We start from the raw sequence: 14941 nt of genomic DNA, 5'->3' as shown, positions 1-14941 counted from the left end.
TCAGGCAACGTTCTATATATAATTGAAGTAGTATAAAGCATCTGCAAGGCTTATCTTGCAGATGCTTTATATTTTAAATCAATTCGAACCATGAAAAGAACTATACTCATACTTTTAACCGCCACAACCTTATTATGTACCACTGCCTGTGGCTCCGACGACAGCATTGATCAGGCTGTAGAGCAGAGCATGGAGCAGTTTGAGGCAAATGGCGTGGAAGGCATGCGAAACGACGCCTTGTTTGCGGCAGAGGCAGCCAGTGCCAGCTTGCTGGAAATGCAGCTCGGAGAGGCTGCTGTAGGTATGGCCGTTAGCCCTGAAGTGAAGGAACTGGCGCAGGAAATGATGCAGGCCAATCAGCAGATGCTGAATGATCTGCAGCAGATAGCTACTCAGAGTAATTTCGTGCTGCCCAGCACGCTCGGTGAAAGGCACCATGAAGTATACCAGGAAATAACTGCCAAAACAGGTATTGCTTTTGACCTTGCCTACGTAAACCGCCTCAGCGACGAGCATGAGGAACTAATACAGCGGTATGAAGATATAGCCGAAAACGGACAGGACATGGCGCTAAAGCAGTATGCCTCGAAACAACTGCCCCTGCTGCGGCAACACCAGCAAATGGTGGAAGAACTGGAAGAAACAATCAAGAATGCATAAAGAAACAGCGGCTACCAATAAGTAGCCGCTGTTTTTTTATGCGCCTTCATGCTTTAAGCTTCTTCGCTTTCGCGGTAGTGGCTCGTCTCCAGCTCTTCTTTGAGAAATTTAGCCGTATAGCCTTTGCCTGCGGCCACTACTTCTTCCGGAGTGCCTGTGGCTACAATGGTACCACCTGCATCACCACCTTCCGGACCGATATCGATGATATAGTCCGCTACCTTTATCAGGTCGAGGTTGTGCTCGATGATAAGTACGGTATTGCCCTTGTTCGTTAGCTTGTGCAGCACATCCGACAGGTGCTCAATGTCCTGGAAATGCAGACCGGTAGTTGGCTCATCGAGGATGTAGAATGTCTGGCCTGTATCTTTCTTAGAGAGTTCTGTTGCCAGCTTTACGCGTTGTGCCTCTCCACCAGACAAAGTGGTTGCCTGCTGGCCTAAGGTGATATAACCCAGGCCTACTTCGTTCAGCGTCTGTATCCGGCGCAGGATGCGTGGCTGGCTATCAAAGAAATCTACGGCTTGCTCCACGGTCATGTCCAGCACATCGGTGATAGACTTGCCTTTGAAGCGTACTTCCAGTGTCTCGCGGTTGTAGCGCTTGCCTTTGCAGACTTCGCACGGCACGTATACATCCGGCAGGAAGTTCATCTCGATGGTGCGCATACCAGCGCCCTCGCAGGCCTCGCAACGTCCGCCCTTCACGTTAAAGGAGAAGCGGCCAGGGGAGTAGCCTCTTATCTTGGCTTCCGGCAGTTGCGCAAACAACGTCCTGATATCCGTGAAAACACCGGTATAGGTAGCAGGGTTAGAGCGCGGCGTGCGGCCAATCGGCGACTGGTCTACCTCAATTACCTTATCAATATGCTCCAGGCCTTCTATCTTTTTGTATGGCAGCGGGTCACGCTTTGCCCGGAAGAAGTGCGTGTTCAGGATAGGGTACAGCGTGTCGTGAATCAGCGATGACTTGCCGCTGCCCGACACACCCGTTACGCAAATCATTTTACCCAGCGGCAGCTCCAGCGTTACGTTCTTCAGGTTATGGCCTGTGGCACCAATCAGGCGCAGTGACTTTCCTGTTCCCGGGCGTTTCTCCCGCATAATTGCTATGCCACGGCGGTTGCTCAGGAAGTCGGCGGTGGTGGTGCCTGCTTGCAGCATTTGCTCCGGCGTGCCGGCTGTTACCACCTGGCCACCATGTATACCCGCACCCGGACCGATATCCACTACATAATCTGCCTGCAGGATCATGTCTTTATCATGCTCCACCACAATGATGGTGTTGCCAAGATCACGGAGGTCTTTTAGAGCGTTTATCAGGCGCTCGTTGTCGCGCTGGTGCAGGCCAATGCTTGGCTCGTCCATGATGTAAAGCACTCCCACCAGCTGCGTACCGATCTGTGTAGCCAGGCGGATACGCTGGCTCTCGCCACCGGACAGCGTTCGCACCGGGCGGTGCAGGCTCAGGTATTCAAGGCCCACATCCAGCAAAAAGCCAATGCGCTTCCGGATTTCCTTCAGCAGTTCCCGCGCAATCACGTTCTGGCGCTCACTCAGCCTGTCTTCCAGCCCCTCAAACCACGAAGCCAGTTTGTTAATGTCCAGCACCGAAAGCTCCCCGATATTTTTGCCGTCTATCTTAAAGTGCAGCGACTCTTTCTTGAGTCTGTAACCGTTGCACTCCGGGCAAACGGAGGTCTGGGTAAAGTCCTCAATCCAGGAGCGGATATTGTCAGAGTCTGACTCCATCTGGCCCTTCAGGAAGTGGATGATGCCCTCAAACTCTACAACATAGTTGCCTTTCTTGGTGCTTACCTCCAGGTCCTCCTCCAGTCCATACATCAGGATGTGCAGCAGGTCGGCGGGCAGGTCTTTGATAGGGGTGGCCACAGAAGCCTTAAAGTGCTTGAACAGCGCTTCAATCTGCTTGAAAATCCAGATATCGCGGTACTCGCCCAGCGGAGCAATGCCGCCCCGGCGAATGCTCAGGCTCTTATCCGGAATCACCGTTTCCTCAGTTATCTCCTGTATCTCACCAAGGCCATTACAAACAGGGCAGGCACCGTATGGGGAATTAAAGGAGAAACTGTTCGGAGCAGGGTCGTCGTAGGCGATGCCGGTGGCAGGGTCCATCAGGTGGCGGGAGTAAAAGTGCGTCTGGTTGGTGTCAGCATCCAGTACTAGCGCTGTTCCCTTGCCATGCGTCAGGGCATTCTGAATGGAGCCGGACAAGCGGAAACGGTCTTCCTCCTTCACCACAAGCTTGTCCACTACAATTTCGATGTCGTGGATTTTGTAGCGGTCCACCTGCATCTTCGGTGTTATCTCCACCAACTCCCTGTCTACGCGGGCCCGTATAAAGCCCATCTTGCGGATTTGCTGGAACAGCTCGCGGTAATGGCCCTTGCGGCCTTTCACCACCGGTGCCAGTACGACAAGCCGCTTCTCGCTGAAGTTCTCCAGGATATGGTTAACAATCTGGTCGTCGCTCTGGCGCACCATCTTGTCGCCGGTTACATAGCTAAAGGCCTCGGCGGTACGCGCCCAAAGCAGGCGCATAAAATCGTAGATTTCCGTGATGGTGCCTACTGTAGAGCGAGGGTTGCGGCTCGTCGTTTTCTGCTCTATGGAGATTACCGGCGAGAGGCCTTCAATCTTGTCTACATCCGGGCGCTCCAGGCCACCCATAAACGAGCGGGCGTAGGCCGAGAAAGTCTCCATATAACGGCGCTGCCCTTCGGCATAGATGGTGTCGAAGGCCAGCGATGACTTGCCGGAGCCACTGATGCCGGTGAATACCACCAGCTTGTAGCGGGGCAGCTTAATCGAAATATTCTTGAGGTTGTGTTCACGGGCGCCGTATACTTCTATCTGTTGCGCTTCACCGTCCATGGCAGGCGCGGTGGTGGCAGTATCAGGTGCAGTGGTGCCGGAAACTATTTGTTGCTCTTGGTTGAAAGCCATTCAGCGTGTGTGGTTTTAAATCGCAAAGGTACATAATCTTAGGCTTCTGCAGCAGCAAAATCCTAACCCTTCTTAACAGCAACCAGCAGCAATTGGTTTAGCCTGCAACAAGATAAATAGGCAGTTCTAGTCGACGTTACCGTACTTGGTTGGTTCCTTTTCGTTTAGTTCAGCGTGCTGGTGGCTTGTATGCGTATAATCGTTCCGCTGTCGCTCTATAAGCTTTTGCTTTTGAAGGTATCTGTAGAAGCTGTAAGCAGCGAGCCCAAGCCCCAGGGGCATCGAGATAATACCGATGATCTCGAGGTATAAATGCTGAGAGAGCTTTATGGCGGCAAACCCACCGGCTATAATCGTGATAGCCGTTCGCAGATAAGCCATCAGCGTGCGTTCGTTAGCGAAGATAGTGCGCTGTATGGCCATCTGGTCACGAATTTCTACATTCTTCTTTTCCTGATGCTTCAGCTTCTTCTTCAGCTTCTTTATCTTTTCCTTCTCCGGATCGGACATAAACTCTTCTTTTGTGGGGAAATACCAAGGGCAGGGGAAACAGTGTGTAGCCGCAGCTACGGAGATACGTTCGGTGATCCAGCCTTGTCCTGTTCTGCCACCTCTGCATGTATAGGGCTTGTTGGCGTGTAGGAATAGGTATGGCGCGCCACCTCACGCTTTTTAGTGGAGAACCTGTAGTAGCCAAACAGAGAAATTCCTAAGCCGATAGGAATAAAGACAAGCCCGATTCCAATGTAAAAAGGGTCTTCCTCAAAGACTTTAATGAACGTGAGCCCCGCCAGCACCATAGCCGTGCCCGTACGCATATAAGCCAGGAAAGTCCGTTCGTTGGCTAGCTTAGTCCGCTCCATGGCCAGGCTGTCCCTGATTTCCAGGTTATGCTTTTCCTGAATCTTCAGCTTTTTCCTTAGCCTCCTCTTGGCTCTTTTGTGAAGCAGTTCCTTTATGCTCATGTAAAAGTGTACGAAAGGAGGCAGGTAAAGGTAAAGTATATTCGGCCATACTTCTGTCTTCATTCATTTTCCCTTTCCCTTTCCCTTTCCCTTTCCTGCACCTGCTCATAGCTGCCATACCTGAAAGCTGCATGTGCTTTTCTGATACTGGCCAGGCGACGGATGGGATCTGCCAGTGCCGGATGAGGCTTCTAAATGGAGCTGCTCAGGGTGAAGCGGGGTATCTGCGTCAAGTAGCCTGGTTCCGCTGATTTCCCATTCACTGCCATACTGAACAGCTGGTTGAGCGAGAATGCGAGTGTTCAAAGTAGTTCTTGTCGCTGTGGCCTGAGTAGGGGCCTTGTAGCACTCACAGTTAGTTGGTGGAGCCCAACATCTCCGGGTTTGCCCAGTGGCAACAGCCCCCATGAACCACTTCCCTGAAACCGGCAGTTGTCCTGAAGTCCGCGGCAAAGGCTTGCCAGGTCACGGAGGAAATGTAAGGCCACCTGCTGCTTCCACTATCTGCTGCACTCCCACGGCATTATAGCCTTTGGCGGATAGCAGGCTAAGGGAGCAGTTTAAGATGGCGAGTGATTATCACGTATCAGGGCTTTGTATGAAACACCGTTGAGCGGGTGCAGCAAAAACAGCGTGATTCCGGGCCTTGCCATGTAAAACAGAAAAGCAGGCCCGCGGAGCGCCTGCTTTTCTGTTATGAGCATACCTGAAGTAAGGTAGGATATTAAAAGTTCGGAGACAGCAGGTACTGGCTGTAGAAGTCGTCAATGATTTTAACGGCTTCTGAGGCATCGTCCACAATATGCACCAGGTCCATATCCTCCGGGCTGATGTTGCTTTCCTCTTTAAGCATCACGTTTTCGACCCATTCCATGAGGCCTCCCCAGAAAGACCGGCCCACCAGCACGATAGGGAAGGCTCCGATTTTCCTTGTCTGGATAAGCGTAATCGCCTCAAACAACTCGTCCAGTGTCCCGAACCCGCCTGGCATTACGATAAAGCCCTGCGCATACTTTACGAACATCACCTTGCGCACAAAGAAATAATCGAAGTTGATGAGCTTGTCAGAATCAATGTAAATGTTGTTGAACTGCTCAAATGGCAGCTGGATGTTAAGGCCAACGGACTTGCCACCCTCCGAGTGGGCGCCTTTGTTACCGGCCTCCATAATGCCCGGACCACCACCCGTAATCACACCGTAGCCGTGGCGCACCAGCTTGGCGGCAATCTCTTCAGCCATCTGGTAATACTTGTGGGAGTTTTTAGTTCGGGCAGAGCCGAATATAGAAACGCATGGTCCTATCTTGGCCAGCTTCTCAAAGCCTTCCACAAACTCAGACATCACCTTGAATATCTGCCAGGAGTCTGCAATCTTTATCTCGTTCCAGTCTTTGTCTACAAAGGCCTGGCGTACCCTGATGTCCTCCTCAGAGGCAGGAGGCGCTGTGGACTCGCCGCTTTCGCGCAGATCCGTAATTGAAGTAGCTTTATTCTTGTTTATATCCGGGTTCCGGATAGTCTGGCCACTGCCTGAGTTAACTGTTTCTTCGTGTAATTTGGTTTTACTTGTCTTTCTGAGTTTTGTCATAAGTTCTGTATCTTCTTCAGGAGCTTGCTGCTCCAGAGCACCTTCCTAGCAGGTGCGTTCGTCTCGTTAAATGTAAAATGGCTGCTGTGGTACAGCGAGGCAAACCCTGGAAGCCTGGTGCTAACTATTTAGAGCGGATGGCGATAACTGGGTCTAAGTTCGAAGCCAGAACAGCTGGAATAATGCCTGACAACATCCCTATCACGGCCGATACGCCGAGGCCAAGTATAATGTTGCTTATTGAGAGCCCTATCTCCATCATGTCCTGCGGGATGAGCGTGAGCAGAAACACCAGCAGGATGCCTGCCGCTCCGCCCAGGAGGCTCAGGAACACCGACTCAAATAAGAACTGGAACAGGATAAAATAGTTTTTGGCTCCCAGCGATTTTTGAATGCCAATGATGTTTGTCCGCTCTTTCACCGATACAAACATGATATTGGCAATACCAAAGCCTCCCACCAATATAGCGAAGCCTCCTATCACCCATCCTGCTAAACCCACTACTTCAAAAAATCCGCCAATAGCCTGCGTGGCCATTTCAGGTCGGTTCATGGCAAAGCTGTCTTCATCACGGGGGCGCAGGCCACGTACCGTGCGCATGATGCCGCGTGCCTCATACTCCAGTTCCAACAGGCCCGGGTCATCATCACGACCCTTTACTACAATGGCAGAGCCCACGCCATTAGGCCCGGTAGCAAACATTTTGCTGTACGCCAGATACGGCACAATACCCATCTGGTCGAAAGGAAAGCCGCCAAACATACTTTCTCCCTGCTTCTCCAGCACACCAATGATGCTGAACCGCTGCCCGCCTACCTTAATTTGCTTCCCGATGGGGTCCTGCCTGGGGAAAAGTGTTTCTGCTACTTCGCTTCCGATAAGGATAACGTTACGACCGGCTTCCACCTCCTGTGGTATAAAATAGCGTCCTCTTTCAATAGGCACTTCCATTGCTCTGTTGTATTCATACGACACGCCCATTAAAGTGGCATCGCTAAAGCTGCTGTTGCCATTTTTAAAGGTGTTGCCTCCCCTGTCAGAGAAGATAGCCACACCATCGGCCATGGTAAGGCGCCGCTCTAGCTGGCGAAACTCCCGGATTGTGGGTTCCGGCCGCTGAAAATATTTCCACCAGGGATAATTCGGGCCAAAAGACCAGGGCCATTTCTGAACATAGATTACTTTCTCGCCGATAAAACTCATGCTGTCGCGCACGTTACGCTCAAGTGAGTCTACGAGTGTGAACACAGAGATAATGGCGAAGATACCGATGGTTACTCCCAGCAGGGAAAGAAGGGTGCGCAGCATGTTTGCCCGAAGTGCCTGCCACGCAAACCGGAAGCTTTCTGCAACAAGACGTAAATATATCATAGTTTTTTTCTAAGTCAGGCTATAGCAGGGCGAAGTAGTTTCCTTAAAAGTAAGAAATATTCGGGCAAACTGAGTAAAATTGCGGCTTGATTTTTTGGTTTCTACAGAACAGTTATCTATGAACCCATCCAGGCTTTTTAACTGTTCTCGTATCAGAGGGAGAACGAACTAAATACCATAATATTTACATTGTTGTTCGGCTCAGTGCAAAAGCAGCGCTGAATATAGCTTGAAACGGGTTTAAGTCCCCTCTTAGTTTGCCCCTAACACCTCTAAAACCTGTAATTATTTCCTTAAGGTTTACATGAGATGTTCACCTCAGAGTAGATGCTTTCGCTTAGTTCATCGCACAACTGTGGGTTCATCGCGCAACGGCTTCTTGTGTAACTTTTTCATGTGTGTTTTGTAAAATACAGATATGTATTTCTTGTCGCACCAATTGCTACTCATATGCAGGCATGTAGTGGCTGTATTTCCAATACAATCGGACCTAAGTTAAAGCTGCTTCGGAGCAGGTGGCTCAAAGGCGTGAACAGTGGGGAGTACTGCGAAGGGATGCAGTACACTTGCCAGTTGATAAAGCAGCATCAGCTTGTTTACTGGTTGCACAGCACATGGGGCATTCTATATTTCCGTTGATACGTAAATTATTGTTGCGTTTCAGATGCGTGGCTTATGCAGTTAACAACAGACCTCCTGGCTTGTGAAATAGCCACTGACTCTTCCCTGCTCCGGAGCCGGTGGCTTGGCGAATTGACCAGCAGGACTTACAGGAAGAACCTGCTACACGCTTGTGTACTATTAAAGGTGCACAACCTAAGCTACTGGCTTTACCGCACCTCCAAGCACTATACCCCTGACGTCAGCGATCAGACTTGGATGCAGGACGTGCTATTCCCGCTGCTTAGGCAAACCAACCTCCAAAGATGTGCCGTGGTCGTGTCAGAGGACATTTTCCAGCAACTTGTCGCAGATACCCTGTGCAGCAGGTCAAACCGGGTCTTCAAGGGCAAAATCAAGTAAAAACCTTCATCGATTCAGTAAGCGCAGAGGACTGGCTAACGACACAAGGCTAATAGAGCATCTGTCAAATATTCCCCTTGCTACAACTTCGCCGGAAGCCTAAGTAGTCTTTGATACTATCAGGAGCGGATACCTTTAACCTTGTGGGGCTGACGGAGCATCTTTACGCTTCAAGATAATCTTATCAATCTTATACCCGTCCATGTCTACAATCTCAAAATCATACCCGTTGTGTTCGAGTCTCTCGCCAACAACCGGCAGCCTGCCCATGGTATAAGAAATAAAACCCGCCAGCGTAGCGTAGTTGTCAGAATCCCTCCCGATTACCTCCTGCCTCAACTCCCTGTTTAGCTCATGCACCTCAATGGAGCCGCTGACCAACAAGGAGCCGTCTTCCCTTCTGACAATCTCCGGCTCTTCCATCTCATCCAAGTCGGGCAGGTCGCCCACTATGGCTTCGAGGATGTCATGCACCGTGATGATGCCCTCTATCGTGCCGTACTCGTCCACCACAATGCCAATATACTGCTTAGCCTTCTTAAAGCTGTTCAACACGGCACTTGCCAGCATCGTCTCCGGGATAAAGATTGGCGGCTGCAACACGCCTCTGAGCGGTTCCCCTCTGTTGTTTGTCAGGTACTCGTAGAACCGCTTGGCAGTCAGAATGCCAATGACGTTGTCAATGCCACCATCAGCGGCAGGGAACTTGGAGTGGGCGCTCCTTTCAATTTGTTCTTTAATGGCTGTGAGCGGCTGGTTGATATCGATATACTCTACCTCTTTCCGATGCGTGCGCAGGTTCTTCGCCCGCTGCTCCGAGTAAGTGAAGATGTTCTGGTGCAACTGGATTTCATCCTTTGCCAGTGTTCCCTGTTTACCTGCAGTCTTTAGTATCTGCCTCAGTTCTTCCTCGGACATCTTCTCCTCCGTTGGCTCCTTTATGCCCAGCAGCTTTATGGCGAGATTGGTAGAGCCGGACAACAGCTTCACCAAAGGCATTGTGGCTTTTGTGAACACCTTGACAATGGGCGCAACGGCAAGGGCTATGTTGTCAGCATTGGAGAGCGCTACCGTCTTGGGTATCAGTTCCCCTATCACGATGGAGAAGTAGGTTATCAGCCCCACCACCAGTACAATGGCAAGCGTGTCCGCATAAGGCGCAAGGAAAGGTACACCCAACAGCCACGCCTCTACATCGCCTGACAGGGCTGCCCCGCCGTAGGCGCCGGATACGATGGCGATGAGGGTGATGCCCACCTGTATGGCGGAGAGGAAGTTCTCGGGTGTTTCAAGGAGTTTCACCACATCCTGTGCGCCTCGGTTTCCCTGTTTTGCTTTTTGGGCAATTCTGTTCTTGTTGACCGAGATGATGGAGAGTTCGGAGAGTGCGAAAAATCCGTTTAGCAGGGTCAGGAGTATCAGAATGAGTATTTCCATGTATTCAATGACAGGACAGTAGCAGCAACAACAGTCTATACTTCAATTATAGCCAAAAGGATTACGAAGCCATTTACAGGGAGACCTGAAGATGAAACAGCTACTGCATCCCTGCGTCATGTAGTAGCCTATTTCAAAAAAATGTATGCTCGGGTTTTTGGTTACAAAAGATGTAATCAATAAACAGACTAAAAATAACGCAGAAATCATTCTACCACGACGGGCTGGAACAAAAATTTAGAGCAGGTTCGAAAAGAGAACCATAGGCTGGCTGGTGATTAAATTAGGCTTAGACCCAACCGCACCCGACATGCACCTTGGACACGCTGTTGTACGCAGGAAGTTGAAGCAGTTTCAAGACATGGGGCATCAGATTGTGATTCTGGTCGGAAGCTTCACAGCGGGAATTGGAGAACCTACTTGAAAGAACAAAAGCCGCAAGCCATTAAACATTGAAGAAGTTCAGCGCAACGCAGAAACGTACATCAGCCAGTTATCAAAGGTAATTGATGTAAGCGAAGCCAAAGTTGTGTTCAATTCTAGATGGTTGGATGAACTACCCCACAGGAATTTATTTAGCTGCTCTGACTCGTCCTGAAGAAATTTGACCGTCGAAATAGAAGACATCACTTAAGCCGTATCAAAATTCCCCAGTTGTGCAGGACAAACACACCGGTGACAGACACTCATCAACTGGTGGTTTCGTAAAAGGGGCTGAAAAACAGTAAAACGAAAAGTTACCAATGGATACTGCGAGTTTGATAGAATGGGGCGGCTTCCTGCTTATAGTTGCCTTGGTGTTCATCGAAACGGGCCTGCTGGTGGGGCTGGTGGTACCGGGCGGGGAGACCCTGGTCTTCACGGCAGGCCTCCTGGTGAGTACGGGCGCCCTGAAGGTTTCTATTGCCGTGCTGCTGGCCTCGCTTATCCTGGCGGGCATCGCCGGGGACACCTCCGGGTACTTCATCGGGCGGAGGTTCGGCACCAGGCTCTTCCATAAGGAGGATACCTGGTACTTCAGGAAAAAATACCTGCGCCTGGCGACAGACTATTTCGGGAAGCACCGGAAGGCCTCCCTGGTCTTAGGCAAGTTCCTGCCCATCATCCGGCCGTTCAGCCCTGTGATAGCCGGAACGACCAACATGAAGTTTGCCTCGTTCGCCCTGCTAACACTGGTGGCCAGTCTGCTCTACATGGGGGCATTCGCCCTGACCGGGTATTTCCTGGGCCGCCAGTTCCCTGTCATCAGGGAATATCTGGGCTGGATCCTTCCCATCAGCATCGCGGTGGCGCTTGTTCCTATTGTCCGTCAGATCCGGAAAGACAGCAGGAGAGGGTAAAAGGAAAAGTTCTTTGTTATGAGGAGCCTGCGAACAGGCTGCATCAGTGTTTCTATCCGGAGCCAGGAATAATTTAACCTTCCGAGCCGCTGAGGCTAAAAAATAAGCGTGGCGCTGAAGCCGGCATTTTCCGGGCCCAAATTCGGTGTCATCAGGAGCTTTTGTCTTCGGTTCTTTAGCTTCTGGTCTGCCAGTTCGTATAAGTAGTTCACGCCTTTCGCGCTGAGGTAACCCACCGCGGCGCCTTTCATCACATCAGTAGCCCAATGCACGTTGTCATGTACCCTGGATATGCCGACAAGTGTGGCCACCCCGTAGGCGATGGGCGGAACCAGCTTGTGCTCCCGATACACTGTGGCTATGGAAGTGGCAACTGTAAAGGCTGTCGAAGTATGCGAAGAAGGAAAGGAAGTATGGTCTGAATTCCGGAAAGGGCCATCAAATCTGTCGTTTTCAGTGGCAACGTCCGGACGGTGCCTGCCGAAAGCTCTCTTGAGGGTACTCGTTGCTGCTGCATTCACCAGTATACTGCCTATAGAGACCATGCCTGCTTTCTGCAGCTTCTCATCCTTAAATATCAATCCGGAGGCAAGCGCCACGCCAGCCGCGGGCATCAGGTACTTCTGGCGGCCAAGAGGCTCTACAGCGCCTGCTACATGCTCTGTTACAGTGCTTCTGTAGCGCTGCGAGAAGTTCTGCACAGGCTCATCGAGGAAAACAAACGTGGTGGTCCAGAAGCCAATATCGGTGGCTATCAGGGCAGTGTTCTTTACAGCAGGTGAGAAGAATCCCACTAACTTCCCCGTCTCCGCCCCCTCGTTAGGCTGTAAAAAAGAGGAAACCTGCACCGTGCTATCAGAAGGGACCTGCGCCTGTGGCTGCGCAAAGATGCTGAGAGGGAAGAGCATCGCTGCAAAAAATAACTATACCTGTACAAGTGTGCTTTCAGAGAAGCAGCATGGTGCTGACATGGCTAATAATAATGTAAGAGGAAGAGTACTTGAACTGTTTTTTGTGTTCTAAAGGGAGTGGCACTACTGCTTTGTTCATAAGCTTTTGTTTCTCACCTTTTTCTTCCCCAATGGTAGCACCCAATGTTGTAGTAATTCTGTAGTGCAAAATTAAGTGCGGCAAAGCTTCTTCAATCAGGCAGGGCTTTGGCGAAAAGCAAACCAGCTGAATTTGAATATCGGTAAATCGAAAGGGACCCTTACAACTTGTCGCCAGGTCTGAGGAAGGACACAAGCTGCTTTAAAGGGCAACCTATAAATGGCTTAAGCGCCTTTTGGAAGCCTCCTGATAAGGGCCCAGCCCGCTTTCACTCGCAACGTAGATGTCGCCTGTGTCGCTGAATGCCAGTCCCTCCGGCTGGCGGAGCTGTTTTCTGTCCAGCACCGTTGTTTTCTGTATCAGGCCCTGCTGAATCAGGGTATACATGCGGTGGTTCACCCCATCCAGCAGATACAATTCTACTATGGCTTCATTTAGCTCCAGTGAGGAAGGCAGAAGTGTGTCATAGACGCTCTTCTGCTTCTCGGGCTTAGTTCACTTTTTTGCTTAGCCCGGCTTTGAATGGAGAACAGGAATGCAAGAAGAAGTAAGGTTGATTTCACGTTGGCTGTTTTTAGTTTCCAGCGCAACTCTATCGCTTAATTCTGAAGGAAAACAGTAGCCATCTCAGGTTTCTGCTGTCATCTCTGATTCCCGCCACTGTGAAACACCTTTTCTCCGCTGCCGTTTTACAATCTATGTAGTCATTTCTAACCTAAGCAGATGATGTTTTGAGGCTCCACAGTTTACTCACCGCATACCTTGCCTGGCTAAGTGTGCTGCTGGCGGCACCGCTGCAGGCAGTGGCCCAGGAGCAGGATTCAGCAGGCATCAACATCGTGGTTCCTGCTGACACCGTTCTACCCGGGCAGAAAGCCCCTTTTACAGATGCGCAGCGTCTGGAGGCAAGCGACAAACGGTTCCTGAGAAGGGCGGTTCTTCCTTCGGCTGTGCTGATAGCGGCAGGCGTTTATACGTACGGGGGGCGGGGCATCTTAAGCAGCAACGATGTCTTTGACTACAGGAACCAGACTTTCCCCGACTTCGGGACCAAGGCGGATGATTTCGCCATGTTCGCACCTTTGGTGGGGCTATATGGTTTTAACCTCATCTCGCCGCTGAACCGCCACAAGTTGGGCCGCCAGACGGTTCTGTTCTTCTCTGCCGTAGGAGTTACATCGGCCATAGTCGGGCCCACCAAATTAACCACCAGCATTGAAAGGCCAAACGGGGAGCCTTACGCCTTCCCCTCCGGCCATACCGCCTACGCCTTTACCATTGCCACCTTCATGGATAAGGAGTTCCGGCACACGAGCCCCTGGATTAGCGTGGTGAGTTACGGCATTGCAGGCGGAACGGGCGTGCTGCGTGTGCTCAACAACGAACACTGGATGTCGGATGTGCTGGCAGGTGCCGGAGTTGGTGTACTCTCTGTGAATATGGTATACTGGGTACATGCCAAGTTAACCGAGGGCGGCGGGCTGAACACCGCTGTAGTACCTGTGGTGTTGCCAAACGGCAGCCCGGGAGTCGGTATGTACCTACAGTTCTGATGAACAAAGGGTTTGGCTAAGCTCGAATGAGACCTGTACAGTTCCAACACGTTGTTCCGTGGAACAAAGACATGGCGCGATGGCTACCTTAGAAGCCTGATGCTGCGCATGAGGGTAATGTAACCCTCTCCGTCTTTGTCATTCCCCACCCGCTTTCGATCCTCCGCAAACAGAAAACCAATCCGATTTGCATCATTTCTCCCTTCTGCTACCGTGAGCATTTGCATTATCCCATCATTCCTCTAAGCTGAAATTAGTATAACCTGTAACAGCTGTTATGATAGGTAAAGAGTTTGATGATTGTGAAGGCAGCCCATAATTACCACACTTGCTGATACATGATAGAGCAGCAAACATATAAAGCTTGCACGATTGTGCTCAATGTATAGGAATCCAGGCTTATGGAAAACGCGTTGGCTGATGTGTGCCAAGCCCTCAACTTCAGGAACCGCCTATTTAATGGCCGTAGCCGCAACTATTCTGGTATAAACAGCAAAACCGCTTCTACACCAGTTAAGGCGGTCTTACCGATAAGTCTTACTCCGCTGCGGCGCACATGCCAATCAAGTTTTTACGATGCGGATGAAATTGTTTAGTCGGCACTTAATGTCAACTAACCCATGTTTTGAGCTCTTGCTCATGAAAACACTCTGTTGAACATAAAAGGTGCTATAGAACAGCTCAAGTAGTACTGCTGAGGCTAGTCCCGCTGGTTATGCCTATGGCATCTGGTTATAATCAATCCAGCTTAGTTGTAGAATATCATTCCTCCGCCACCGTCAAAGCGTGGGTTTACGACGTTGTTGAACAGCGAGCCGAACCTGTAGCGGACCCCGAAGTTGAAGTAGAAGTCATAGTTGGAGTCTAGCTGGCGCCGCCTGGTCAGCAGGTCCTGGTCAGAGACCGTCCCCTTGATGATGTTCAGCTGGTCCCGCTGTATGGCGTAGTACCCGCCCAGGTTCAGCGAAAGCCCCTTGACCAGCCGTA

The 14941-nt window shown here is 50.8% G+C and carries 14 protein-coding genes and 2 pseudogenes; 5 read left to right on the top strand and 11 right to left on the bottom strand.

Annotated elements, in window-relative coordinates; all coding sequences use genetic code 11:
• The first annotated feature begins 90 nt into the window (after nucleotides 1–90).
• Entirely contained in the window at nucleotides 91–660 is a 570-nt protein-coding gene (locus ACFS7Z_RS04905) for a DUF4142 domain-containing protein (protein ID WP_377481786.1), read from the top strand.
• A gap of 53 nt (nucleotides 661–713) precedes the next feature.
• Here the strand turns inward: ACFS7Z_RS04905 and uvrA are convergent, their stop codons facing one another.
• From uvrA to ACFS7Z_RS04875, 6 genes are all read right to left on the bottom strand, one after another.
• Nucleotides 714–3626, bottom strand: a complete 2913-nt coding sequence (uvrA, locus tag ACFS7Z_RS04900; protein WP_377481784.1) for an excinuclease ABC subunit UvrA — start codon at nucleotides 3624–3626, stop codon at nucleotides 714–716.
• Between the two features lie 126 nt (nucleotides 3627–3752).
• Nucleotides 3753–4136 (bottom strand): YidH family protein, encoded by a 384-nt coding sequence (locus tag ACFS7Z_RS04895; RefSeq protein WP_377481781.1) that lies wholly within the window; start codon nucleotides 4134–4136, stop codon nucleotides 3753–3755.
• Nucleotides 4137–4192: 56 nt separating this feature from the next.
• Nucleotides 4193–4654, bottom strand: a complete 462-nt coding sequence (locus tag ACFS7Z_RS04890; RefSeq protein ID WP_377481778.1) for a DUF202 domain-containing protein — start codon at nucleotides 4652–4654, stop codon at nucleotides 4193–4195.
• Between the two features lie 497 nt (nucleotides 4655–5151).
• Nucleotides 5152–5295, bottom strand: coding sequence for a hypothetical protein (locus ACFS7Z_RS04885; protein ID WP_377481775.1), 144 nt, complete (start codon nucleotides 5293–5295; stop codon nucleotides 5152–5154).
• 20 nt (nucleotides 5296–5315) lie between these two features.
• Nucleotides 5316–6179 carry an LOG family protein gene (locus ACFS7Z_RS04880; protein WP_377481773.1) on the bottom strand — a complete coding sequence of 288 codons (864 nt, stop codon included), beginning with the start codon at nucleotides 6177–6179 and terminating at the stop codon, nucleotides 5316–5318.
• 124 nt (nucleotides 6180–6303) lie between these two features.
• The gene (locus ACFS7Z_RS04875) at nucleotides 6304–7551 is read right to left on the bottom strand and encodes an ABC transporter permease (protein WP_377481770.1); all 1248 of its coding nucleotides are present in this window, start codon (nucleotides 7549–7551) and stop codon (nucleotides 6304–6306) included.
• 675 nt (nucleotides 7552–8226) lie between these two features.
• Here ACFS7Z_RS04875 and ACFS7Z_RS04870 point away from each other — a divergent pair.
• The gene (locus ACFS7Z_RS04870) at nucleotides 8227–8574 is read left to right on the top strand and encodes a hypothetical protein (RefSeq protein ID WP_377481767.1); all 348 of its coding nucleotides are present in this window, start codon (nucleotides 8227–8229) and stop codon (nucleotides 8572–8574) included.
• Nucleotides 8575–8709: 135 nt separating this feature from the next.
• Here the strand turns inward: ACFS7Z_RS04870 and ACFS7Z_RS04865 are convergent, their stop codons facing one another.
• Nucleotides 8710–10011, bottom strand: a complete 1302-nt coding sequence (locus ACFS7Z_RS04865; protein ID WP_377481765.1) for a hemolysin family protein — start codon at nucleotides 10009–10011, stop codon at nucleotides 8710–8712.
• A 274-nt stretch (nucleotides 10012–10285) separates the two neighbouring features.
• On the opposite strand from ACFS7Z_RS04865, the pseudogene tyrS reads away from it, so the two are divergent.
• Both tyrS and ACFS7Z_RS04855 read left to right on the top strand, forming a co-directional pair.
• Nucleotides 10286–10609: pseudogene (gene tyrS / locus ACFS7Z_RS04860) on the top strand (tyrosine--tRNA ligase).
• Between the two features lie 145 nt (nucleotides 10610–10754).
• Nucleotides 10755–11351: a DedA family protein gene (locus tag ACFS7Z_RS04855; RefSeq protein ID WP_377481762.1), complete on the top strand. Its 597-nt coding sequence runs from the start codon at nucleotides 10755–10757 to the stop codon at nucleotides 11349–11351.
• Between the two features lie 95 nt (nucleotides 11352–11446).
• Here ACFS7Z_RS04855 and ACFS7Z_RS04850 read toward each other — a convergent pair whose 3' ends face one another.
• Nucleotides 11447–12259: a phosphatase PAP2 family protein gene (locus ACFS7Z_RS04850; RefSeq protein WP_377481759.1), complete on the bottom strand. Its 813-nt coding sequence runs from the start codon at nucleotides 12257–12259 to the stop codon at nucleotides 11447–11449.
• Between the two features lie 355 nt (nucleotides 12260–12614).
• A complete protein-coding gene (locus tag ACFS7Z_RS04845; protein ID WP_377481756.1) occupies nucleotides 12615–12818 on the bottom strand; it encodes a hypothetical protein in 204 nt (67 codons plus the stop codon).
• 314 nt (nucleotides 12819–13132) lie between these two features.
• Here ACFS7Z_RS04845 and ACFS7Z_RS04840 point away from each other — a divergent pair, with 314 nt between their 5' ends.
• Nucleotides 13133–13954, top strand: a complete 822-nt coding sequence (locus ACFS7Z_RS04840) for a phosphatase PAP2 family protein (RefSeq protein ID WP_377481753.1) — start codon at nucleotides 13133–13135, stop codon at nucleotides 13952–13954.
• An 83-nt stretch (nucleotides 13955–14037) separates the two neighbouring features.
• Here ACFS7Z_RS04840 and ACFS7Z_RS04835 read toward each other — a convergent pair whose 3' ends face one another.
• Together ACFS7Z_RS04835 and ACFS7Z_RS04830 are read right to left on the bottom strand one after the other, a co-directional pair.
• Entirely contained in the window at nucleotides 14038–14175 is a 138-nt protein-coding gene (locus ACFS7Z_RS04835; RefSeq protein ID WP_377481750.1) for a hypothetical protein, read from the bottom strand.
• Nucleotides 14176–14702: 527 nt separating this feature from the next.
• A pseudogene (locus ACFS7Z_RS04830) lies at nucleotides 14703–14941 on the bottom strand (hypothetical protein); the annotation flags it as partial.

It is taken from the genome of Pontibacter toksunensis (assembly GCF_042686245.1).
GTDB lineage: Bacteria > Bacteroidota > Bacteroidia > Cytophagales > Hymenobacteraceae > Pontibacter > Pontibacter toksunensis.
Note: the sequence above shows the minus strand (reverse complement) of the source record. Positions and strands in the feature narration are given on the sequence as shown.

Excerpts from the sequence above, each read along its gene's own strand:
- ACFS7Z_RS04895 (WP_377481781.1), bottom strand. The coding sequence starts at position 4,136 with ATGTCCGATCCGGAGAAGGAAAAGATAAAGAAGCTGAAGAAGAAGCTG.
- ACFS7Z_RS04890 (WP_377481778.1), bottom strand. The coding sequence starts at position 4,654 with ATGAAGACAGAAGTATGGCCGAATATACTTTACCTTTACCTGCCTCCT.
- ACFS7Z_RS04865 (WP_377481765.1), bottom strand. The coding sequence starts at position 10,011 with ATGGAAATACTCATTCTGATACTCCTGACCCTGCTAAACGGATTTTTC.
- ACFS7Z_RS04855 (WP_377481762.1), top strand. The coding sequence starts at position 10,755 with ATGGATACTGCGAGTTTGATAGAATGGGGCGGCTTCCTGCTTATAGTT.
- ACFS7Z_RS04850 (WP_377481759.1), bottom strand. The coding sequence starts at position 12,259 with ATGCTCTTCCCTCTCAGCATCTTTGCGCAGCCACAGGCGCAGGTCCCT.
- ACFS7Z_RS04835 (WP_377481750.1), bottom strand. The coding sequence starts at position 14,175 with ATGCTCACGGTAGCAGAAGGGAGAAATGATGCAAATCGGATTGGTTTT.
- ACFS7Z_RS04905 (WP_377481786.1), top strand. The coding sequence starts at position 91 with ATGAAAAGAACTATACTCATACTTTTAACCGCCACAACCTTATTATGT.
- ACFS7Z_RS04885 (WP_377481775.1), bottom strand. The coding sequence starts at position 5,295 with ATGCTCATAACAGAAAAGCAGGCGCTCCGCGGGCCTGCTTTTCTGTTT.
- ACFS7Z_RS04870 (WP_377481767.1), top strand. The coding sequence starts at position 8,227 with ATGCAGTTAACAACAGACCTCCTGGCTTGTGAAATAGCCACTGACTCT.
- ACFS7Z_RS04880 (WP_377481773.1), bottom strand. The coding sequence starts at position 6,179 with ATGACAAAACTCAGAAAGACAAGTAAAACCAAATTACACGAAGAAACA.
- ACFS7Z_RS04875 (WP_377481770.1), bottom strand. The coding sequence starts at position 7,551 with ATGATATATTTACGTCTTGTTGCAGAAAGCTTCCGGTTTGCGTGGCAG.
- uvrA (WP_377481784.1), bottom strand. The coding sequence starts at position 3,626 with ATGGCTTTCAACCAAGAGCAACAAATAGTTTCCGGCACCACTGCACCT.